Origin of the sequence: Ureibacillus sp. MALMAid1270 (assembly GCF_049202975.1) — a bacterium.
GTDB lineage: Bacteria > Bacillota > Bacilli > Bacillales_A > Planococcaceae > Ureibacillus.
Window position 1 is genome coordinate 195,576 of record NZ_JBMIRP010000097.1, and the last position, 22,559, is coordinate 218,134.

At 33.9% G+C, this 22,559-nt stretch carries 22 protein-coding genes; 8 read left to right on the top strand and 14 right to left on the bottom strand.

All coding sequences use genetic code 11. From position 1 onward, the window contains the following. Positions 1-39: 39 nt before the first annotated feature. A complete protein-coding gene (locus tag ACOQFO_RS16420; RefSeq protein WP_421690756.1) occupies positions 40-492 on the top strand; it encodes an SRPBCC family protein in 453 nt (150 codons plus the stop codon). Positions 493-580: 88 nt separating this feature from the next. Here ACOQFO_RS16420 and ACOQFO_RS16425 read toward each other — a convergent pair whose 3' ends face one another. Then, positions 581-1,936 carry a hypothetical protein gene (locus ACOQFO_RS16425; protein ID WP_421690757.1) on the bottom strand — a complete coding sequence of 452 codons (1,356 nt, stop codon included), beginning with the start codon at positions 1,934-1,936 and terminating at the stop codon, positions 581-583. Between the two features lie 273 nt (positions 1,937-2,209). Between ACOQFO_RS16425 and ACOQFO_RS16430 the strand changes: the two genes are divergently transcribed. From ACOQFO_RS16430 to ACOQFO_RS16440, 3 genes are all read left to right on the top strand, one after another. After that, positions 2,210-3,727, top strand: coding sequence for a DEAD/DEAH box helicase (locus ACOQFO_RS16430; RefSeq protein WP_421690758.1), 1,518 nt, complete (start codon positions 2,210-2,212; stop codon positions 3,725-3,727). A 43-nt stretch (positions 3,728-3,770) separates the two neighbouring features. Further along, the gene (locus ACOQFO_RS16435; protein ID WP_421690759.1) at positions 3,771-4,559 is read left to right on the top strand and encodes a YqhG family protein; all 789 of its coding nucleotides are present in this window, start codon (positions 3,771-3,773) and stop codon (positions 4,557-4,559) included. 369 nt (positions 4,560-4,928) lie between these two features. Beyond that, entirely contained in the window at positions 4,929-5,750 is an 822-nt protein-coding gene (locus ACOQFO_RS16440; protein WP_421690760.1) for a carbonic anhydrase, read from the top strand. 42 nt (positions 5,751-5,792) lie between these two features. Here the strand turns inward: ACOQFO_RS16440 and cbpA are convergent, their stop codons facing one another. Further along, positions 5,793-6,431, bottom strand: coding sequence for a cyclic di-AMP binding protein CbpA (gene cbpA / locus ACOQFO_RS16445; protein WP_421690761.1), 639 nt, complete (start codon positions 6,429-6,431; stop codon positions 5,793-5,795). Between the two features lie 772 nt (positions 6,432-7,203). On the opposite strand from cbpA, the gene ACOQFO_RS16450 reads away from it, so the two are divergent. Then, positions 7,204-7,527, top strand: a complete 324-nt coding sequence (locus ACOQFO_RS16450) for an SCP2 sterol-binding domain-containing protein (protein ID WP_421690762.1) — start codon at positions 7,204-7,206, stop codon at positions 7,525-7,527. 81 nt (positions 7,528-7,608) lie between these two features. On the opposite strand, the gene ACOQFO_RS16455 is transcribed toward ACOQFO_RS16450, so the two are convergent. Continuing rightward, positions 7,609-8,562 carry a TRM11 family SAM-dependent methyltransferase gene (locus ACOQFO_RS16455; protein WP_421690763.1) on the bottom strand — a complete coding sequence of 318 codons (954 nt, stop codon included), beginning with the start codon at positions 8,560-8,562 and terminating at the stop codon, positions 7,609-7,611. A gap of 21 nt (positions 8,563-8,583) precedes the next feature. Then, entirely contained in the window at positions 8,584-9,039 is a 456-nt protein-coding gene (locus tag ACOQFO_RS16460) for a hypothetical protein (protein ID WP_421690764.1), read from the bottom strand. 270 nt (positions 9,040-9,309) lie between these two features. Here ACOQFO_RS16460 and ACOQFO_RS16465 point away from each other — a divergent pair, with 270 nt between their 5' ends. Next, positions 9,310-9,516, top strand: coding sequence for a hypothetical protein (locus tag ACOQFO_RS16465; protein ID WP_421690765.1), 207 nt, complete (start codon positions 9,310-9,312; stop codon positions 9,514-9,516). Between the two features lie 23 nt (positions 9,517-9,539). Here ACOQFO_RS16465 and qoxD read toward each other — a convergent pair whose 3' ends face one another. From qoxD to qoxA, 4 genes are read right to left on the bottom strand one after another with little or no spacing between them, the layout of a single operon-like run. Next, the gene (gene qoxD / locus ACOQFO_RS16470; protein WP_421690766.1) at positions 9,540-9,821 is read right to left on the bottom strand and encodes a cytochrome aa3 quinol oxidase subunit IV; all 282 of its coding nucleotides are present in this window, start codon (positions 9,819-9,821) and stop codon (positions 9,540-9,542) included. 1 nt (position 9,822) lies between these two features. Further along, a complete protein-coding gene (gene qoxC, locus ACOQFO_RS16475; protein WP_421690767.1) occupies positions 9,823-10,422 on the bottom strand; it encodes a cytochrome aa3 quinol oxidase subunit III in 600 nt (199 codons plus the stop codon). Then, the gene (qoxB, locus tag ACOQFO_RS16480; RefSeq protein WP_421690768.1) at positions 10,388-12,370 is read right to left on the bottom strand and encodes a cytochrome aa3 quinol oxidase subunit I; all 1,983 of its coding nucleotides are present in this window, start codon (positions 12,368-12,370) and stop codon (positions 10,388-10,390) included. The genes qoxC and qoxB overlap by 35 nt, the downstream gene beginning before the upstream one ends. Before the next feature lie 58 nt (positions 12,371-12,428). Continuing rightward, positions 12,429-13,346 carry a cytochrome aa3 quinol oxidase subunit II gene (gene qoxA / locus ACOQFO_RS16485; RefSeq protein WP_421690769.1) on the bottom strand — a complete coding sequence of 306 codons (918 nt, stop codon included), beginning with the start codon at positions 13,344-13,346 and terminating at the stop codon, positions 12,429-12,431. 436 nt (positions 13,347-13,782) lie between these two features. Here qoxA and ACOQFO_RS16490 point away from each other — a divergent pair, with 436 nt between their 5' ends. Continuing rightward, positions 13,783-14,652 (top strand): protein kinase domain-containing protein, encoded by an 870-nt coding sequence (locus ACOQFO_RS16490; RefSeq protein ID WP_421690770.1) that lies wholly within the window; start codon positions 13,783-13,785, stop codon positions 14,650-14,652. A 329-nt stretch (positions 14,653-14,981) separates the two neighbouring features. Beyond that, positions 14,982-16,241, top strand: a complete 1,260-nt coding sequence (locus tag ACOQFO_RS16495) for a mechanosensitive ion channel family protein (RefSeq protein WP_421690771.1) — start codon at positions 14,982-14,984, stop codon at positions 16,239-16,241. A 50-nt stretch (positions 16,242-16,291) separates the two neighbouring features. Here ACOQFO_RS16495 and ACOQFO_RS16500 read toward each other — a convergent pair whose 3' ends face one another. From ACOQFO_RS16500 to ACOQFO_RS16525, 6 genes are all read right to left on the bottom strand, one after another. Then, positions 16,292-17,512, bottom strand: a complete 1,221-nt coding sequence (locus ACOQFO_RS16500) for an amidohydrolase family protein (protein WP_421690772.1) — start codon at positions 17,510-17,512, stop codon at positions 16,292-16,294. A gap of 3 nt (positions 17,513-17,515) precedes the next feature. Beyond that, positions 17,516-18,535 (bottom strand): hypothetical protein, encoded by a 1,020-nt coding sequence (locus ACOQFO_RS16505; RefSeq protein WP_421690773.1) that lies wholly within the window; start codon positions 18,533-18,535, stop codon positions 17,516-17,518. Between the two features lie 105 nt (positions 18,536-18,640). Then, complete coding sequence (locus ACOQFO_RS16510; RefSeq protein ID WP_421690774.1) at positions 18,641-18,805, bottom strand: hypothetical protein; 165 nt, start codon at positions 18,803-18,805, stop codon at positions 18,641-18,643. Between the two features lie 88 nt (positions 18,806-18,893). Beyond that, a complete protein-coding gene (locus ACOQFO_RS16515) occupies positions 18,894-20,063 on the bottom strand; it encodes an aminotransferase (protein ID WP_421690775.1) in 1,170 nt (389 codons plus the stop codon). Beyond that, positions 20,063-20,566, bottom strand: coding sequence for an Lrp/AsnC family transcriptional regulator (locus ACOQFO_RS16520; protein ID WP_421690776.1), 504 nt, complete (start codon positions 20,564-20,566; stop codon positions 20,063-20,065). Before ACOQFO_RS16520 ends, ACOQFO_RS16515 begins: the two co-directional genes overlap by 1 nt. Positions 20,567-20,765: 199 nt before the next feature. Next, positions 20,766-22,517: a B12-binding domain-containing radical SAM protein gene (locus ACOQFO_RS16525; protein WP_421690777.1), complete on the bottom strand. Its 1,752-nt coding sequence runs from the start codon at positions 22,515-22,517 to the stop codon at positions 20,766-20,768. Between the last annotated feature and the right edge of the window lie 42 nt (positions 22,518-22,559).

The window sequence follows — 22,559 nt, forward strand, 5'->3', positions numbered from 1 at the left end:
TTATGATGAATATAAGACTTTGTGATGGGGGATATGTTTGTGAAAACGTGGACAAAGGATATTGAAATTAATGCACCGATTGAAGAGGTATGGAAGTTTTTTGATGGCGATTTAGAAGACATGCAAAAGATCATGCCTCAAGTAGTTGACAATAAACTGATACATGAAACGGAAGACAAAGTTGGTACAATCTATCGACAAAGTTACCGTGAAGGTAAAAGGGTTATGGAATATGATGTAAAGGTGCTCGAATATAAAAATACATCTGATGAAAAGAGATTGAAAATCACATTTAACCTTGCAAATATGTTTGATATTACCGCAGCGTATGATTTGAAAAAAACAGATGAGAATAAAACATATTTTAAATATGAAACAACGAACAAGCCAAACAAATGGTTTATTAAATTGATGCTTAAATTTGCTTCAGACAAAGTGGTTGTTCAGTTTGTAGAGCGTGTTAAAAGAGTGGCGGAACAAGGGGTCAATTAAAATCTCTAATTACATTACCATAAGTTTTACTCAATTTAATAAATAAAAAGAGGCTCTCCATAAAGATGACTTATAGAGAGCCTATTTATTATAGTTTTACAGAATTGAATTTTCTAATCATTTCTTGAGTAGCATGAAAGGAATTCGATTCTAATTGTTTTTTTAGTACATTCATATCCGTTTCAATTTGTAAGATCTTAGGAACAATATGATTTAAAGGCGTAAGTAAAGTAGAGTTTTTAATCGAATGTCCTTTAATTGTGTTAATTTCTTCAAATAGTTTTTCAATATCATCATGGATATGATCAACATAATTTTTTAGAATGTTTATACGGTTACTACATTTCTCGATTTGACTTGTTATTGGTTGTAAATCCGTTTGAGTCGCTTCAAATGATTTTCTTTGTTGTTCCTCAGTAACTTTCCACTCTGCAATAGTCTCTCTAAGGTTAGTTTGAGATGAGGTAACTTCATAAACCGCATTATTTAATTCGATATTTGAAACTTGTAATTCAGCAATTGCATTTTGCAAGTTATTTTGAGTGGACTGAACTTCATTAACAGTTACATTCGATATACTCTGCGCAGCTTGTAATTCGAAGATCGAATTTTTAATCTCACCAACTGTGTTTTGTAAATGCTCTAGGGATGTTTTCATTTTGTCGACTATCTGCATATCTATTGGAGCAGTTTGTGAATTTAGATTTTTTGGAAGTTCGTTGAATGCTGTTTTTAATTCTACTTGCGAAATGTTCATTTCATCAAGCTGGTTCTTTAAGCTGTTATGGGAATTAATCATTTCTTCAAGTTTAATAACAATATCTTCAGTCGAACTTGTTTCCTCAGGTTGGTTCTCTGCAATATTTTGTGAAGGTTTCAATTCCTCTAAACTAGATTTCAATATATTTTGTGAAATATTTAATTCTTCTAACTTGTCCTTTACAACACTATGAGATGTGTGAAGTCCATGAATATTGTTTTTCACCTGATTTACTGTTATTTGTAAATTTGAAATAGAAGATTTTGTATCTTCAATTTTTGTACTAGATTTTGATATTAGATCAGTAAGTTTATCCGTATTTAATTTTTCCTTATTTTCTAGGTTGGAAAGAGTAGACTTAATACGATTAAGTTCGGAATGTAATTCTGTGATGGATAAACTAATAGAATTTTGTGTAGCTTGGAAAAGGGCAAATAATTCGTTAATATAGTTTTTATTTTGTGTATCTGAAGATGGTGATTCTAATCCGTTTTCAGCCAATTGTAAGTTAAGATTAGATTCAATTGAACGATTTCCTAATGATTCTAATACGTGAATAGATTGCTTCATCGAAAATTGTGATGACTGTAATTCTCGAATAGACGTATTCATTTCACTTTGTGATTGTTCAATACTATCCATTTTTCTCAAAATTTCTTCTAACAATTCTCTTTTTGTTGGCATAAATTTACCCCCTTTGTAATTGGATCGTACTGGAATTTTCTAGTTAATGTAAGTAAAATCTTACCACATTATTACCATTCTATATAGTGTATTCATAATCACTCAGAAATTTTACTAGATTTTAAAAATAAATTACAACATTTTAATAGAAATATAGAAGATTTTTATTACTCGATGAAATAATACCCTGAAAACAAAACTTAGATATATTTTGTGAACATATGTTTCTCTATTTTGGACATGATAAGATAGAAAAATTGTGAGGTGACGAAAGTGATTATCGAAAGGTCGTCCAATTGGAGAGAAGATTTTAATAAGCGAATTGATGAAAATGGCCCTTGGGATAGTTGGTCATTATATAAAATGAGTTATGAAATAGAAAAGATGAATTTGATTCCAGAGTTTTCTGGTCTACAAGCACCAAAATTTTTACCACATCTTCAGCTATTACCACATCAAGTGGAAGCTGCTCAAACTGTTATTGAAAAAATGAATGGGAAAGCAATTTTAGCTGATGAAGTAGGGCTTGGAAAAACGATAGAAGCTGGGCTCATTATGAAAGAATATATGATTCGAGGGTTAGTGAAAAAAGCACTTATATTAGTACCCGCTTCATTACAAAACCAATGGGTGACAGAATTAAACATTCGATTTTACATCCCAGCAATTCCATATAAAAAGAATACCCCATTAGATCATTATGATGTAGTGATTATGAGTATGGATACCGCGAAGAAAAGTCCTCATCGTGAAAAAATTTATGAACAAGATTATGACATGATTATAATTGATGAAGCACACAAATTAAAAAATAGTAAAACGCAAATTTATGAATTTGTTCAAAGTTTAAAAAAGAAATTTTGTTTATTACTTACTGCAACACCTATTCAGAATGATGTATTTGAAATTTTCTATCTCGTTTCATTATTAAAACCAGGTCACTTAGGGAATTTTGAAACATTCCAAACTTCATTTTCTGCCACAAAACACAGTTTAAAAGAAGAAAAGTATTTGAAAGAGCTCGTCAATCAAGTTATGGTGCGCAATCGAAGAGCTGAAACGGGTATTGAATGGACAAGTCGAAAAGTTAAAACAATCCCGGTTACATTTACAAAAGAGGAACGTAAAGTTTACGACATGATTTATGATTTGAAAAATGTGTCTTCCGTTTTTGGAAGCTCCTTTACGATGGTGACATTATTAAAGGAAATGTGTAGTAGTAAAGAAGCAACATTTTTAACGCTGAATAAAATGATTGAGAAGTGTATTACAAAAGAAGAAATCGATTATATTGAAAGTATTATTAATGAATTAGTGAAGCTCGAAATTAATTCGAAAGCAGAAAAAGTGTTTGAAATTATTGAACAAGCCAAAGATAAAGTACTTATTTTTACAGAATACCGTGCAACTCAAAACTACTTGCAATGGTATTTAAATACAAAAGGTATATCGAGTGTTCTATTTAACGGAAAGTTTAGTAAGAGTAAACGAGATTGGGTGAAGCAGCTATTTAGAGAAAGAGATCAAGTGTTAATTGCTACAGAATCGGGCGGTGAGGGAATCAACCTTCAATTTTGCCATCACGTCATTAACTATGATTTACCGTGGAATCCGATGAAAATCGAACAAAGAATTGGACGTGTACATCGTCTCGGCCAACAAGAAGATGTTCATATATATAATCTAGCGATTGAAGATACGATAGAACAAAAAATATTAGACTTATTAGGCGATAAAATCGATGTCTTTGAAAAAGTTGTAGGAGATTTAGATGATATTCTAGCGACTTAATATAAAAGTATCCTTATCTAAAATATGAAAGGAGTAAATCTTCATGTTCGCAACACAAGTTCATGACTACTTAAGAACGTTCTTCGGTGAGACGAATTGTGAAATAGAATACGATGAAGGTTATATGATGACGGTTCAATTAACCATTGATGTCGATAAAAGAATAATGAATCGTCCATTTTATTGGCAGTATATTGAAATGACAGGTAGTGAACCAAACCCTGCTAGATTAACATTAATTACAGATCGAACAAAAATAGACAATCCTTTCATGGGCGAAATGATTCATTTTGGTTCAAGAAGGTTAAATCAAATTTTTAAAGCGACGAAGGAACTTGGATCATTTGTTCAAATGTATGAACAAGTTCAAGTCAATCAAGCTGAAAATCGTCCAGTATTAAAACCGTATCTTTGTGTGAATTATAAAATTTCATATTACTGTGATCAAACAAAAGAAAAATTGTATTCGTTAGGTATCAATTTAATAAATGGAGATATTGAGGATCAATTCCATGATTCCATTATTAATCTCCCATTAGTGAATCAGCCACCAGAGAATGCATTTTGTTTACAATATATTATTAAGCCCCACCGTGGATTAGAAAGATTAGATGAAATGATCCAATCAATTGTACAAAATGATGACCATTCATGGGCACATGAAGCGAATAGAAGATGGGAAAGAGAACAAGAAGTATTAGACTACTTTTATGAAGGGGTAGAAGAAAAACCAGAGTGCTACGAAATTGAAAAAAAAGCACTAGAAGAACGATTCAATCCGAGAATTAAAGTAGAAATTATTAACGGAGGATTATTTTATTTGCATTCATAATTTCTTATTAAATTTATTGCACTTATTCTTATAAAAAAAGAATAGGTGCTTTTTAATATTTTCTCTATTAGCTGCATATATAAATAAATAATAATTTGATTTCAGTAAATAGTTTCGATTATTAAATTGATATCCAAATGTTTAAGACGAATTAACAAAACATCCTTTAATCTTGTGAGTAAAGTATAAGGAATACTTATTCAAAAGTGTTAAAGCTCTCATAATTTGTTTTATCCCTCCTTATTTTGCCTTCTCAATATTTGGGAAGGTATTTTTTAGTGTTTTAATCGAATGTCCTTCGTTAAGAAACGAATTATTCGGTTAATTTAGTAATAACAGCATGATTTTACAGCAAAGGAGGAACTAATGTTGAGTAGGACAAAATATTATTTAATTTTATTATCTGTACAAATCGTGGTTGCAATTATTGTTTATTTTTCATTGAGTACTGTTCCAACAGAGACAGAAGAAACACACAACGAACCTGAAGAAACTCATCAACAGGTTAACTGGACTTATGAAGAAAATGGTCCGAAAGAATGGGTGAGTATTGACCAAACATATTATTCATGTGAAGGTGGCTACGAACAATCTCCTATTAATATTCAACGTGAGAGTATTTGGGAAGATAAAACGTTTGAGCTTGAATTGAATTATTCTCCAACAAAATTTTTACTAGAAAATACAGGACACACAATTGAAGTAAAGGATACTTCTGGTAAAAATTCTTTAATGGTAGATGGAGAAGAGTATATACTGAAACAAATTCATTTTCACTTACCAAGTGAGCACCAATTAAATGGAAAAACATTTAACATGGAAGGACATTTAGTTCATCAAGCGGAAAATGGTAAAATTGCAGTTGTTGGACTGTTTATTAAAGAAGGACAAGTAAATACTGAATTGGCCGAAATGTGGTCTTTACTACCATATGAGGAAACAACAGAACCAATTGAGTTAAGTCAGTCAATTGATTTATTAGAGGTAATACCAAAAGAGAAAGATGTTTATTTATATAGTGGTTCCTTAACAACACCACCCTGTGCTGAAGGTGTAACATGGTTATTAATGGAGGAACCAGTTCAAATGTCTTCTCAGCAAATTGAAGTTTATGCAGAACTTTATGCTAATACGAATCGTCCAATTCAACCATTAAACGATCGTAAAATTTATAAAAACGATATGGAATAAAGCATAAACATGACCACTCGATTTTTGAGTGGTCATGTTTCTTTAGAAGTTTTCTTTATCAAACACTTCAACATCAATGATTCTTGCACCGATTTTATGAAGTAGTGTTTCAATTTCTTTTACTGTTTTGCTTGTCGCACCTTTACTTAAAGTGACAATAACTCTTCTTAAATACCAATCATCGTCATCAAGTGAAAGTACACAATGGATTGGATGTCTTTTCTTAATTTCTGTTAATGTTTTTGCGAGGATGCCATCTGTTTCAGGGAATGCTAGTGTTAGTGCACAGCTTCCAGTATTGTAGCCCCAAGCTTGTTCTAGAATTTCAAAAATTTTCGAGTGCGTTAAAATACCTTTAAAATCCCCATCCTCATTTAGCACAGCTAAGTATGGAAGACGTTTAATTGAGAAAAATACTTTGTAAAATGAGTCCTCTTCGTTGATATAGCCATCTTGGTCTAAAGCAAGTAGGGAGATAGGTACATCTTCTCCATGTTCTAATTGGTGTTCTAAAATTGAAACTTTATAGGCGTTTCCTATAAATCGATCATTAGAATCACTTAGTATAGGGATGCATCGATAGCCCGATTCATTTAATTTTGTTAAAACAACGGATGAAGAATCTGATTCTTTACAAAAAACAACGTCATCTTTAGATAAATATCTTTGTTTTACGATCATGTTATTCTCCCTTTCACAAAAAATCTGCCTCTATAAGTGGCTTACTTAGGACAGAATTCTTCTAAGCTACTCAACTATATATGAGCAGATTCTACCAATTATGCATAGTAATTACAATATATTTTTTATCGTTTTAATAATTAATTTAACTTAGTCATCATGCAGTGTTGGGTAAATCGGAAGGGAGACTAATTTTTGTGTCCAATTATACGCATTAGGGAATGCATCTATCGTACCTAATAACTCCCAATCCGGAAGGGGAATAACAGATAATATGTAATTTCATTAATCCGTAACAGTCTAGTACATAACAGGTAAGCAATGATAGTAGTAGAAGGAAAAATACAAAAAAGATAATTTTGATGAACAGCCATCGTTTTCAGGTTTTACTTTCAAAAATCATATAATTATCATCACCTTACTTTTCTATTGAAAACTATTAATATGCTAGATTTTGTACATTACCTAAACATTTAACATAGTTATGTGAAGAAATAGTGGCTAATAATTTGCAAAAAATTGGTATATATTTAAATCATCTCTCTCTGTAGGAAGATAAGCATAATATTTTTGAAAAGTTAGTTGATACTTTCCTCAATAGAGGGGAGCAAGGAGAACAATTATACCGGGATAAAAACATTATCCTTAGAAAAACAATGAAACATTGAAATTATCATATTCTTACGTGAGGTAGAAATTATGGTTGAAAAGTAAGAATAAATTGTTATTATTGTAATTAGAGATGGGAAAATGGAAAAAAAGGGGATATTTTATGAGTGTAGCAGCAGTTAAAGAATTGCTTCATAAAATTGAAGCAGATGGTAATGGCTTAAAAGGCTATGAAAATATCATTCAATTTGAATTTACGGATTTAGGGGAAACATATTCTGTGGAGTTTTTAGGTAATCAGGCTGTACTACTAGATGAGGCAAAAAGAGGAGCTTGTCTCGTACAAATTACGAGCGAAAACTTTGAGAAACTAGTTAAAGGCGAACTTAATCCTCAAACGGCTTTCTTTTTTGGGAAAATTAAAGCAAAAGGGGATCTCACTCAATTGTTGAAATTGAGTAGTATTCTAGACTACTATCAAAAGTAGGCAAATATTAACCCGAACCAATTATTTAGGAAATGGTTCGGGTTTTATTTTTTACTCTTGCGCGGTACTACTGCACAGATTTTATTCACATAACAGAATGTGGCGAACAAATTGTTGTTTTTTCGCTTCGCAGCGGTCAATGATTGTAAAACCAACTTTTTCTAAAAAGTGCTCAATTGGGTCAATGGATACAAATAATACCCTGTCTGCAATTCGTCTTGCATGATAGATAATCTCATACTCTTGTTCCTTTGAAATATGAGAGTATATATTATAAGGTAAGTCAATAATGGCTACATCGTAATGTTCTTGTACTTCAGATATAGGTCCTTTTGTAACGACTCCATCAAGTTCAAAGTACGCAATATTTTCTCTGGCACCGATACAAACGAAAGGACTGATATCTCTTCCTACAATGTTTATTCCCATTGAAAGTGCCTCAATTAACACGGTTCCAATACCACAGCACGGGTCAATTGCTCGAACATTTTCGATTTTTGGAATGGCAATGTTACTAATAGCCCTAGCTAATCTAGTATTAAGCGCTGTCGAATAACTTTTTGGTTTATGTACATGTTTACGCCAAATCGATTCACTTCTTACATAATGACCAAAATACCAACGATTTTCGAGAGATATTAAACCGAAAACTACATCTGGATGATCCAGTTCAGGTTCGCCTTCTATACATAAACCAATCTCACGTTCAATTGATCTTCTTTCTGGATGAGGGATTTTTTTTGTTTCACCTAAACCCATTTTATTTAAACAGATCACTTTATAGGTTGACTGTTCGAGATTCAAGACTTTCACGGCTTCTTTTATGTCCGCTACTGTGTCTCCCTCAAATAAGATTTCAATACGGTCTTGTATAAATGGACTACGATCAGGATTTACATCAGTATCGCTCCATAAATAATTCAACTCTGTATCAAAACCAAATAATGCTCGCATTTCCATACGACATAAATCAAATTCTTCTACTTGATGAACATAGGTGTAAATATAAGTAGACTTCTTTTCTAAGTTGTACAATAATTTCATCCTTTTTTATGGCTATTGCTGTTCAATATCCTTAACTAATGTCCTAACAAATTCGTAAGTAAGTGAAAGCGCATCGCCAATTGTCATTTCTTCGCTGAATCCTTGAATATAATCTAATGGAATATTTAAGTCCCAAATTCCTTCGTCGCCAGAGAAACTTGCACTAAAATATTTATTCTCACCTATTAAATTCTCGTTAAAATAGTTTTTAATCGCTGCTGTATATTTTTTCTGCATGCGAAGTCCTAGTAGGGCAGTATAGGTTTGAAAAACGTCATCCAATTCAATCGAGATTGCATCTACTTTAATCTGGTCAAAAGTAGGGGACTCGATATAGATAAATTCATTTGGATGTTTTTTTACATGTTGTAAAGGTGTGCTTAAGAATTCCAATTGCTCAGAAGATATAACATCTTCCGTTTCTTTATCGCAACGTTCAATAATTACTTCAGATAAATGTAAATTCACTTTTTAATCCTCCTAAATCTCATTCAATCCTTATTATTACCATGATTGAATCCCATCATCATTTGTATACCTCATGAAAGCAACTTCTTTATTTTAGCATTTGAGTACAGTTTTCACCATTAACAAATCTATTAATCCAAATTAGTAATGAAATTGAAGATAAATATTTTATTTCGAAAGGGTATATGTTACAATTTTATTAACAAATTGTGACTAACTTGTGAACTTAATGCGCGAAACAGAATATTATTGAATAAAAGGAGTGAAATGATGGTGAAATTTTTTAAAATTTTTTCTATAACACTATTTGCACTAGGATTTCTTCTGATCGGTTTAAGCTTTTTTGGTAGCGTTTCCATTTGGTTTGGTATTGAATTAGTTAAAGGTGGCTTTTACGTATTAATTCTTGGACTATTTATGAACATACTAAAACATGTTGATGAAAGAGAAAAAAATACAAATATGAAAAAAGCTTGAGAACAAGTCTCAAGCTTTTTATATTACATATCCCATAGAAGGATTAATAATGTACCAAATACAGTAACGAGGGCGATGATCGCACCATAGAAAATTGTTGTGTAAATAGACAGACCATCTTTTGTTTCACCAGCATGCATAAATACTACAAGTTGTAATAAGGCTTGAGCAAATGCTGTAACTAGTAGAACGATCATTCCAACAGAAAATGACATGTTTGTAAAGTAAACTAGCATTGCGACAACTGTAAGAACTAAAGAAAAGACAAAGCCCATTACCTGTTTAGCGGGAAATAATTCTTTCATATTACATCATCATTCCTTTCAGATAGATGAAGCTGAAGATAAAGATCCAAACAACATCTAAGAAATGCCAGTAAAGAGAGAAGATGAATGACTTATTTGCATTTTCAGGTGTTAAACCACGTTTTTTAACTTGAAGGATGATGAATGTTCCCCAGAACAAACCTAACGTTACGTGGGCACCATGTGTGCCTAATGTTGTCATAAGAGCTGCGGTAAATGCACTTGTTTGATAAGTTGCACCTTCATGATAGTAAGTCATGAATTCAAAGATTTCTGTACCTAAGAATCCTAAGCCGAGTAATAGGGTAATACCAAAGAAAGTTAACATCGCATTTTTGCGACCAAGTCTCATAGCATGAATCCCTAATCCAATTGTAAAACTACTTGTTAATAAAACAAATGTTTCTATTAAAACAGGTGTAATTTCAAAGATTTCTCCAGGTGTTGGACCGCTACCTGTGCGACCTTCTAACGTGAAGTAAGCTGTGAAGAGGGTAGCGAATAACATAATTTCGGCACCAAGGAAAATCCAAAATCCTAGAATATTTAACTGATTTTGATCTGTACTATACTCTAGTGGCTTTGTGTGATCGAGTTTCACTACCTTGCACCTCCTCGTATTGCGATTCAATTTCGTTAATTTCTTTTACGTGAATATGGCGTCCATGATCTTTTTCAAATGAACGTAAAGTCATACATACAAAGATACCGATTAATGAAATTACTGCTGGAACCCATAAAGCAAAGATGAATGAGAATCCGGCAACAAAGAAGATAATCCCCATTATGAATGGAACGCCGCTATTGTTTGGCATGTGAATATCTTTAATTTCACCAGTAAATAATTTGTGACCTTTTTTCTTAGAATCCCAGAATGCTTCACTTGAAGCAACTTGTGGAAGTCTTGCAAAGTTATATTCAGGCACTGGAGTGTGAGTTGCCCATTCTAAAGAACGTGCATCCCATGGGTCACTACCAATGTCACGTGGTGAGTTTTTGAAACTATAGTATACGTTATAAACGATTGTTAAGAATCCAATCGCCATTAAACCAGCACCGACAAATGACATCATGTTTAATGGACCAAAACCAGTTGCTTCTGAGTAAGTGTACATACGACGTGCTTGACCGTCTAAACCAGTAATATACATAGGGAAGAAGGCAAGAACGAAACCTACAGTTAGTAACCAGAAAGTAGATTTACCGATTTTTTCATTTAGCATGAAGCCAAAGAATTTTGGCCAGTAATAAGTTAATCCAGCTAACATCGCAAATACAACACCAGGAATAATTGTATTGTGGAAGTGAGCTACTAAGAACATTGTATTATGGTATTGGTAGTCCGCAGCAGACATAGCAAGCATTACTCCAGTAACCCCACCAATTGTGAATAGTGGAATAAATCCTACTGAGTAAAGCATTGGAACAGTAAAGCGGATTTTCCCTTTCCACATTGTAAATAACCAGTTAAAGATCTTAACCCCTGTTGGAACAGCAATCGCCATTGTTGTAATAGAGAAGATACTGTTTGTAAGAGCTCCTTGACCCATTGTAAAGAAGTGGTGAGTCCATACTAAGAATGAAAGTAGGGAAATTAACACCATAGACCATACCATTGATTTATAACCGTATAAGTTACGTCCAGAGAACGTTGAGATAATTTCACTGTAAAGACCGAATGCAGGCAATATTAAAATGTAAACTTCAGGATGTCCCCATACCCAGAAGAAGTTCGCCCAAAGCATATCCATACCACCATTAGTAGTAGTAAAGAAGTTTGTGCCAAATAAACGGTCAGTTGTACCCATTAATAGAGCAACTGTTAATACAGGGAATGCGAATACGATAATTACGTTAGCAATAAATGCTGACCAAGTAAACATTGGCATTTTCATCAGTGTCATGCCAGGTGCCCGCATTTTTAAGATTGTTGTCATCATGTTAATCCCTGTCATTAAAGATCCAATACCAGAAATTTGGATTGCTAACATGTAATAGTTCGTACCAACAGATGTACTAAAATCGTTACCTGCTAGAGGGAAGTATGATGTCCATCCTGCATCAGGAGAACCACCAACTACGAATGAAATATTAAATAACATAGCACCAGCAAAGAATAACCAGAAGCTAAGTGCGTTTAATCGAGGGAACGCTACGTCACGAGCCCCAATTTGTAAAGGTACTATTAAGTTCATGAAGGCAAAGATAAATGGCATCGCCATGAAGATAATCATAACAACCCCGTGAGTTGTAAAGATTTCATTATAATGTTGTGCGTCTAACAATTTCATCTCAGGTGCAGATAATTGTGCACGCATTAATATTGCGTCTGCGCCACCACGGAAAAGCATTAGTAGGGCAGAGATTAAATACATAATCCCGATTTTCTTATGGTCTACAGTTGTAAACCATTCACGCCATAAATAACCCCATTTTTTAAAATATGTGATCCCAACTACGATTCCGATTGATACTAATGCAATCGCAACCATTGATGCGTAAATCATTGGACTTGGATGAGGTATGGCAAATCGTTCAAAGAATTCCATCCTAGTTGCTCCTTTCTAGATCAAAGATTAGTCTATGAATCTAGTTTTTTTATATAAATTAATGACCGCTGTGTTTTGACTCTTCATGTGAAGAATGATCATCTTGATTTGTTTCTGTTTCTGTTTCTGTTTCGTCTGCTTCAGAATCGTGATTATGTTCTGGAGCTGGACTAAAATCTAAATGTGTACCTGTGAATGTCATTTGACCTAAATGACCAGGTTCTAATAGTTTGTTAAATTCTTCTTCCGTGATTGGATCGGCAGTTTCATGAACTTCCTCAACCCACTCATCGAAATCTTTTTGTGACATCGCAGTTACATTAAATGTATTTTCTGCGAAACCTTTACCACTAAAGTTTGCGTTTCGACCCCAATATTCACCAGGCTCATCTGCAGCTAAATGTAAAGTTGTGACCATGTCGGCCATTGCGTATTTTTGTCCACCAAGTTGTGGAATCCAGAAGCTTGTAATTGGACCATAAGAGTAAAGTTTAAATTCAAGTGGTCGATCAGTTGGTATATATAAGTAGTTCACTGTTTCAATTCCTTCTTCAGGATAACTAAAGTGCCATTTCCAATCAGAAGATGATGCATAAACAACTAAAGGTTCTTGATCCTCATAACCTACTGGAGCAGATTCCACTATATAGTTACTTTTAACTGAGACAAATGATAGGAATGCTACAATTATTACTGGAATACCTACACAAATTGCTTCGACCCAAATATTACCCTCAATATGAGGTGGTTCGTAATCGGCAGGTTGTTTTGACGCGCGATATTTAAATAGAATAACTACTAAAATTACTAGAACAGCAATTACAATTCCTGACATAATGAAAATTGATAACATAATGTCACTGGCTTGCCTTGCTGCTTGTGGACCTTTTGGATCTAAAACTAACAGTGGTTCACAGCCTGCAAGAATTGCTGCAAGTGCAGTTAATGAGGCTAACAATGCCCATTTCATTTTCATAAAGATACTCCTTTCCTAAATACGTACCAAAAATCTATTACATAATGATCTCTTATAATCATTAAATTCATTTTAATAGAATAATTTCATTTTAAAAACGTTTTCACTGTGACAATAGTGTTTAATTCATAATTTAGTCACTTATAGTTTGAAAAAAAGACATAATTTTTTTGGGAACTGTGAGGTATTTACTTGCATTTTAAAAAACACCGTGAAATGAGAGAGAAATTTTTGAAAAGGCTTCCAATTCTGTATCTATCAGTATTTATAAGGAATTAAATGCTAGGTTAGTTCACTGTTTGTGATAGTAGAAAAAGTGAAAATAGAAATTTTATTAATGAATAAAGGAATTTTGTTCATATTGTAGAAATATTAAGAAAGTTTGAGTTTCCGCTTTAAAATTATTATTCACGAATAATAAATATGGAGGTTTTCAATGAATAATGGATCAGAGTTACTTGTCGGAAAAGTTTACTTTCAATTAAAAGAGCACCACAATTTTGACTGGTTAGATGAAATGGGAAATGTATTTAAAGTGTTTCAACACCAAGATTCGGGAAATATTAGTTTCGGAATAGAGGCGGATGGGATTAAAAAGTTTGTGAAATATGCCGGCGCAAAAACAATGAACTTTAAAGGTGAACCAGAACAAGCGATTAACAACTTAAAGGAATGTGTGGCAGTATATCAGGATTTATCTCATCCTTATTTAGTGAAGTTACTCGATCATTTTCAAGTAGGGAAGGGGTATGCTTTAGTTTTTGAATGGTTTGAAGGTGAAAACCTACATCCTCATTGGTCTTTTCCACCACCATTAAAATACAATCACCCAGAATCGCCTTATTTTCGTCATAAACAATTACCATTAAGTGAACGGCTAAAATCATTCCAAAGTATTTTAGAATTTCATGTACATACAGAGAAAAAAGGATATGTAGCAGTGGACTTTTATGATGGAAGTATTCTTTATGATTTTGAGAACAATGAAACTAAAATTTGCGACATCGATTTATATAGAAAGAAACCATTTATAAATACAATGGGAAGAATGTGGGGATCAAAAAGATTTATGTCTCCTGAAGAATTTGAATTGGGTGCAGTAATTGATGAGCGAACAAATGTGTTTAATATGGGGGCTATTGCCTTTGGATTGTTTGGTGCGGAACTAGATCGTTCCTTCTTAAAATGGGATGCTGGGGATGACTTATACAATGTGGCAATGAAGGCGGTAAGTGAAAAACGATTGGAGCGATTTGCTTCTGTTGAGGAATTCTACTTAACTTGGCTAGAAAATGCAAATAAATAATTTAAATGAAAAAATCGGCCTTGATTATTTAGTCAACGCCTGGACAGCAGCATTCTAATATTGTCACTGGCTAAAATTACCGGTTGTTTCTATTATATAGTTATACTATAATAAAAACAGAATACAAGCGATTCAAAAAGAAAACCGTTTCCGTTAGGTGTTGGTATCACTTAACATGAGGAAACGGTTTTTTATTTTTGTTTTCCAAAAATTAATAGTTCTTTTTGTTTTGATATGAAAATATCAATTAGTATAATAGTTTTTGTCGTTCAATATGTATACATAAGTGTTACCCTAAATAAAAATTACATAGAAATGGAGGAACTAAGATGGAATTCATACATAAATACCTCCTGGATTCAGGCATTGATGATGTTTGGGCTGATTATTTGGCTTTAGGAATTATGATTGTAGCCATTGCGATCATTTGTATAATTGCAAATTTTATTTCTAAAAAAGTGGTTATTCGCTTAATCACTCATATCGTCAATAATAATAAATACAAATGGGACAATGTTCTGTTAGAGCGAAAAGTCTTCCATAAGCTTTCTCACATAGTTCCAGCGATGATTATTTATTACTTTGGCCAATCGTTTCCTGCTTACGCTTCAATGATTGAAAAGTTTGCAGTTCTGTATCTTATTCTTGTAATCATTAGTGTCATTAATAGTTTACTTAGTGCAGTGAATGATATTTATCAACATTTTGAAATCTCTAAAGTAAGACCGATTAAGGGATATGTTCAGGTTGCAAAGATTGTTCTATTTATCGTTGGAACAATCGTTATTGTTGCCAATTTAATAGGAGAAAGTCCATTAATTATTTTAAGTGGTATTGGTGCACTTTCGGCTGTATTCATGTTAATTTTTAAAGATTCTATTTTAGGATTTGTCGCTGGTGTTCAATTAAGTAGCAATGATATGGTTCGTGTTGGTGACTGGATTGAAATGCCGAAGTTTGGTGCAAATGGTGATGTGATCGACATTTCATTAAATACAGTAAAAGTACAAAACTTTGATCGTACAATTACGATGATTCCAAGTTACGCACTAATCTCAGACTCATTTATTAACTGGAGAGGGATGCAAGCTTCCGGGGGACGTCGTTTAAAACGATCGTTATTAATTGATACAACGAGTATTTCGTTTTGTTCAGAAGAGTTCATTGAAAAATGTAAAAGTATTCATTACTTAAAGGATTATATTGTGGAGCGAGAAAAGGAAATCGCGGAATTTAATAAGAAGAATCAGATTGACCGTAGTAATTTAGTCAATGGAAGAGCACTTACTAATATCGGTGTATTTCGTGCCTATATACAAAATTACTTAAAAAATCATCCTGGAATTCATAAGGAATCGACATTAATGGTGCGACAATTAGAACCAACTGAAAATGGAGTGCCTTTAGAGATTTATGCATTTGCAAATACAACGGTTTGGGTTCAGTATGAAACGATTCAATCAGATATTTTTGATCATTTATTTGCCGTAGCTCCTGAATTTGAGCTTCGTATTTTCCAAAATCCTTCAGGAAATGATTTGAAGGCAGCATTAACTATTAATAAACAGAGTGAAACATTGATTTCATAAATAAAACCCGTTTCTGTTAGTAAAATTTCTAATAGAAACGGGTTGTTTTATTAACTTCGTTGAATCATTTTTTCTCCACGAAAATAGACAGCTTTTATTTTTTCTATATCAACAATTTCTAACCCAGGAACTCCTTCTGCCACAAGGAAATTCGCATCTTTACCAATCTCTAAACTACCAAAAAGGTGATCTTTTTCAAGTATTTTTGCTGGGGTAGATGTGATGAGTGAAAGGGTGTTGTTTTCGTTATATCCACATGCTATTAATTGTTTCATATATGGATGGGCAATGGCCATTAATGAATCTGGACCAATTAATCCTTCCAACACTTTTGGGAAGGACACCGTGTTTTCGTGTGGTGGTAAATATCCATCGCTTGAAATGGCAACCGGAATTCCTAAATGAATCATGTAGATCACTTCATCAATCGTATTTGGAGGTAAATGAGTTCCACCAAGTGGTGTAGCAACAATTTTGACACCTTGTGTTGATACCCGCTCCATTTGTTCTTTTGTTATTCCGTGTGCGTGATGAAGTACATCAAACTGGGCATTTAGTGCCATGTCTATTCCTTCTTTACCAGCTACATGGGTACCAATCTTTTTATTCATCGAATGAAAGATAGAAACAATTCGATTGAGTTCTTCTTGAGAGTAAATAATCTCCCCAGCATTCGGTACAAGATCTTTTGTGAAATTTGCAGGAGTGGCATTAATAAAGACATTCTCTCCGCCAAATTCACTGTGGTTTGCAATTTCTTTAACAATTTCAGGGTCTACTAATTGCTCTCTTGCCACTGCAAGTGAACCTGTAACCGAAGTAAAATGTAGTAGCGTTTCTAAACCAATTGAGATACTAGTCGTTGCAAATGAAAAATCGATTGGAAAGTCTCTTATAGATTGTTTTAATGTTGAGATTTCACAAGACAACATGGGACTACCGCAAATTTGTTCACCAAGAGCTGTAATTCCAGAAGCAAGAGATTTTAATAAAATTGCTTTCGCTGCAAGAATTTGCGTTTCTTTTGTTATGGGATAGTGAGAAGAAGGGGCGAATTCTAGTAAATGAGTGTGACAATCAATAAGACCTGGAGTTATGACAGAATCTTGATAATCTACGCTAGGGATCGAATCACCGTATTTTACTTTAATTTCTTCTGCTAGCCCAAGATCCGCAATCTTTCCATCTTGGATTAACATGGCACCATCCACGATTGTGCCGGTATTTGATACAGTTACAATTTTACTTGCTTTCACGATAAAAATTGACAACGCTTACACCACCAAAAATGGAGTGACAACAAAACCTAAGAACCATGCAGTAGCGAAACGAATGACAAGACCAACTAATGCTGCTTCAATCACATCTTTTTCTTTCAAACTAGAGCATTCACGCCAAGTTAAAGGCATTTGGCCAAAAATGACGGAAAGTGGTAATCCGGAATTGGCAATAACAAAAGAACCGACAACTAACCCTGGTGGAATTGTACTTGCATATTCGGCAAGTTGTGCAACAGCAAGAGTCGGAGCAGCAAGGATGGAAACAATCCCTGATGCAGGATCAATACTTAAATAAGTTAAAGTAACCGTTAATACTGAATTAATGAATGCCCACACACCGATAAATTTCAAAATCCCAATAACAAAGAACACAGCGGCAACTGCTGGGATGATCACTAATAATAAAAGCTCTGTTCCTTCTTTAGCTGACTGAAATAAAGTTTCAAGTGGCTTCGTTTTTGGAGTGAAGCGTGGAAGTTCATGTAAATCTACTTTTCTTGTATTACGATAAATTGTTTTTGAAAGAATGAATGGGACGACAATGAGAGGTACAAATATAGAAAGAATAATAATAGGGAATAAATTAATTCCCGCAGCAGTAAGGGCAAGTAACCCTAATACAAAGGTTGCAAAGGATTGTGGTGATTGAATCATGGTAGCAACAGCAATTTTCTGTTCATCTTTTGTGGCATTGGCTTTAACTAATACTGGTGCTGCGATTTTACCAGCGGCATTGATGTCACCCAAAATATTATAAATACTTGGAATTATAACTGTCGGATTAATGAGCATCCATTTCATAATAGGTACGAAAAGACGAATCAATCCATCTGTAAAACCAAGTCGCTCTAAAATTCTACCCAAGATAACACTAACAATAATAGCAATACCAACTGTTCCTGTTAAGAAAATCGGCACTACCACGTCGTACACTTCTTTAATCGTCAAGTCGAACAACTGTGACAGTGAATTTGGTGCAAATAGTAATGCAATTAGTGCAATTAAAACAATCACTAATCATACCACTTCAATGGGAGCCCAAGACTTTCTTGAATTGTGCATCTGCACACCTCCATTCTTTTTACTATAGTATGTTGTGGGTTTGTGAATGTGAGGCTCTTATAAAATGCGGCATGGTTCCAGATTGATACGAAATTGATTCATTATTATGTAATAAATAATAAAACCAAATGAAACCGCTTCTTCAATAGAAGAATATATACCTGCTCCAACTCCAGCATATAAAGCTGTTCCTAAAGCGGCAGATTCTTTTACAACAGGCACATTTACTTTAATACCTAATGGAAATTAATAATTATGTAAAAAAAACCGTCTAGTGTCTTAATAACACTGACGGTTTTTATTGTTGATTTTATAACGAATCAATAAATCGTTTAATACGCTTCACAGCTTCTTGAAGTTGTTCTAGTGAAGATGCGTATGAACAACGGATAAATCCTTCACCGCTTTCTCCGAATACATCCCCTGGAACAACAGCAACACTTTCTTTCATTAATAATTGTTCTGCAAATTCCTGTGAGCTTAGCCCTGTAGACTCAATAGAAGGGAAGGCGTAGAACGCTCCTCCAGGTTCGTGACATGTCAAACCGATTTCATTGAAGGATTGAACGATGAAATTACGGCGACGACGGTAGCTTTTCACCATCTCATCAATATCAGGTCGTCCATTTCTTAAAGCTTCAACTGCAGCATATTGAGACATTGTTGATGCACAAAGTAATGAATATTGGTGAACCTTTAGCATGGCACTTGAAATCTCTACTGGAGAGCAAACAAATCCAAGACGCCATCCTGTCATAGCGAAGCTTTTTGAGAATCCAGAAACTAAGATTGTTCTTTCTCTCATTCCATCCATTGCAGCCATACTTGTGTATTCTTCATCATAAGAAAGCTCGGCATAAATTTCATCAGCAATAATGAGTAAATCATGCTCAATAGCTAAATTCGCAATAGCTTGTAATTCCTCTCTATTCAACATTGTCCCAGTTGGGTTGTTTGGTGAACAGAGCATAATCGCTTTTGTTTTTGGTGTAATGGCACCTTCTAATTGACTTGCTTGAATTTTAAAATCATGTTCTTTCGTAGCTTGGACTTTAACTGCTACGCCTCCAGCTAATTCTACCATTGGGACATAGGATACGAAGCAAGGTTCAACGACGATGACTTCATCACCTGGATCTAAAAGGGTTCTCATTGCCATGTCAATTGCGGAACTAGCACCTACTGTGACGATGATTTCGCTCTTTGGACAATATTCCACATCAAATGTAGACTTCATGTAATTTGCAATCTCTTCACGTAACTCGATGATCCCGGCGTTTGGTGTATAAGAAGTAATGCCACGTTCAAGAGAATTAATGGCAGCTTCTCGAATATGCCAAGGAGTAACAAAGTCAGGTTCACCTACACCTAAAGAGATGACATCTTCCATTCCAGCAGCCAAATCAAAGAATCGGCGAATACCAGATGGTTTTAATTCGGTTGCGATTTTAGAAATATAAGTAGTTCTTGTTGTTTTCATTAAGGGGACACCACAATTCTTTGATCTTTGTTAGTTTCATTTTCTAGTATGATTCCATCATGTTTATATTTCTTTAAGATAAAGTGAGTTGTTGTAGAAATAACAGAATCTAATGTAGATAATTTTTGTGATACAAAATTTGCCACTTCATTTAATGATTTACCTTCAACAGTAATTGATAAATCATAAGTACCAGACATTAAATAAACCGAACTCACCTCATCAAATCGATAAATACGTTCAGCGATTTCGTTGAAACCAACACCACGTTTTGGTGTAACTTTCACGTCAATCATTGCACGGACACCAGGATGATTTTCAACCTTTGTCCAATCGACTAGGGAAATGTATCGTACAATCACTTTATTGTCTTCCAACTTTTTGATTGTTTGTTCGGTTTCTTCTACTGTTAAGCCGACCATTTTGGCTAAAACATCTGTGGCTATACGTGCATCGCTTTCTAAAATCTCAACAATTTCCATTTCTTTCGGCGATAATTTCATTGAAAGACCTCCAAAGTGAATAATATTATTTGAATCATAAAAATTATAATAGCTATGACGGTTCAACAATTCAATATGTTTCAATAGATTGTTCGAAATTTTTATATTCAAATACTATTCTGTGAGAATGGGTTAAAATACTCGTTACAAATAAAAACAAGGAACTCTGTTTGAAGGAGTTCCTTGTTGCTTTAATGAATTAAGTTGTTTTAATTTCTTTTAACGTTGCAAAATATGGCATTTGACCAGGGCGGAACAGTGTTAGTAAAATTCCATCTTGTTCTAAGATCTCACCATTTTTGTATGCTTCATAGTCAATGCCAAATGGGACAAGTAGGGAATACTTAAAGAATTCCTTTTCAGTCAGTTTCATTTCAGCAAACTCAGTACCAGCAAGTTCTGGTGATTCCTTTAAAATACTGTAGATTTGTTTTTGTTCCTCTTGTTGAATACGCTCTTCAAACCATAATTTGCGCGGTTGGAATTGTTGTTTCGATAGGTAATCAAGCTTCATTAAACTGCGAACTACTGATAGATTAACATGTGGTTGTGTTAGTAAAAACTTTTCTAATCGGTTGAATAGATCTTCTAATTGGTGACCAATTCTCGACCAACCTTTTTCTTCCCAGAAAGTACCGAAGTTTTGGAAGAAGTCAAAAGGTGTTTCAAATCCTTCTGTTACTAAATATTCAATCGTGTTGTCCATTCGGTGGTCATTCCAATATTTTTCTAACACGTCTTCAGCTTGTTTTATACGAATGATTTCATCGAATGTTAAAACATTATTCGAGAAGATTTCATAGGGTGCAATATCCAGGTAAGTGTAGCCATATTTTTCTGCTTCGACACGAAGTCCAGTTCCACGAAGTAATTTCAAGAATCCTAGTTGTAATTCTTCTGGGCGCATTGCAAACACATCATTGAATGTTTTTCGGAAGCTATTATAATCCTCTTCAGGAAGTCCTGCGATTAAATCTAAATGCTGGTCAATTTTGCCACCATCTTTAACCATTGTCACCGTACGTTTTAATTTTTCAAAGTTTTGACGGCGTTTTACTAGTTCATTTGTTTCATCGTTTGTTGACTGTACTCCAATTTCAAAACGGAATAAACCTTTAGGTGCATTGTTATTTAAAAATTGAATTACTTCTGGACGCATAATATCAGCTGTAATTTCAAATTGGAAAACTACACCTGGCTTATGTTCATCGATTAAGAATTGGAACATCTCCATTGCATAGCTTCGACTAATGTTAAATGTGCGGTCAACGAATTTAATTGTTTTTGCTCCATTGTTCATTAAATAGCGAATGTCTTCTTTAATTTTCTCACGATTAAAGTAACGAACACCTACTTCAATAGAAGAAAGACAGAATTGGCAACTAAATGGGCAACCACGGCTTGTTTCAATATATTGAATTCGTTTTCCAAGGTGAGGGAGATCCTCCTCAAAACGATACGGGCTTGGTAATTCTCGTAAGTCAACCTTCGATGGTTGCGGATGAATTTTAAAATTGCCATCTTCTAAATAGCAAACACCTGGAACTTCATCTAATGGTATTTCTTCATTTAAATACTTCAGTAATTGCTTAAATGAAACCTCGCCTTCTCCCATAATAATGAAATCCACTTCATTTTCTAATCTACGAACCCAATAGTTAGAATCATACGATACTTCTGGTCCACCTAATACGATTTTTGTTTGTGGGGAAACCGTTTTAAGCATTTTTACAACACGAATCGTTTCTTCTATATTCCAAATATAACAACTAAAACCTACAACATCTGGTTTATGTTGGTAAAGGTCCGTCACAATATTAAACGTTGGGTCTTTGATCGTATATTCAACGATTGTAGGGTTAAATTCAGGTAGCGCGGCCGCTTTTAAATAACGAATCGCAATGTTCGTATGGATATATTTCGCATTAAGCGTTGTTAAGACGATATTCATTGACTTAGTAAATCTCCTTTATATACACGTACTATGATAACT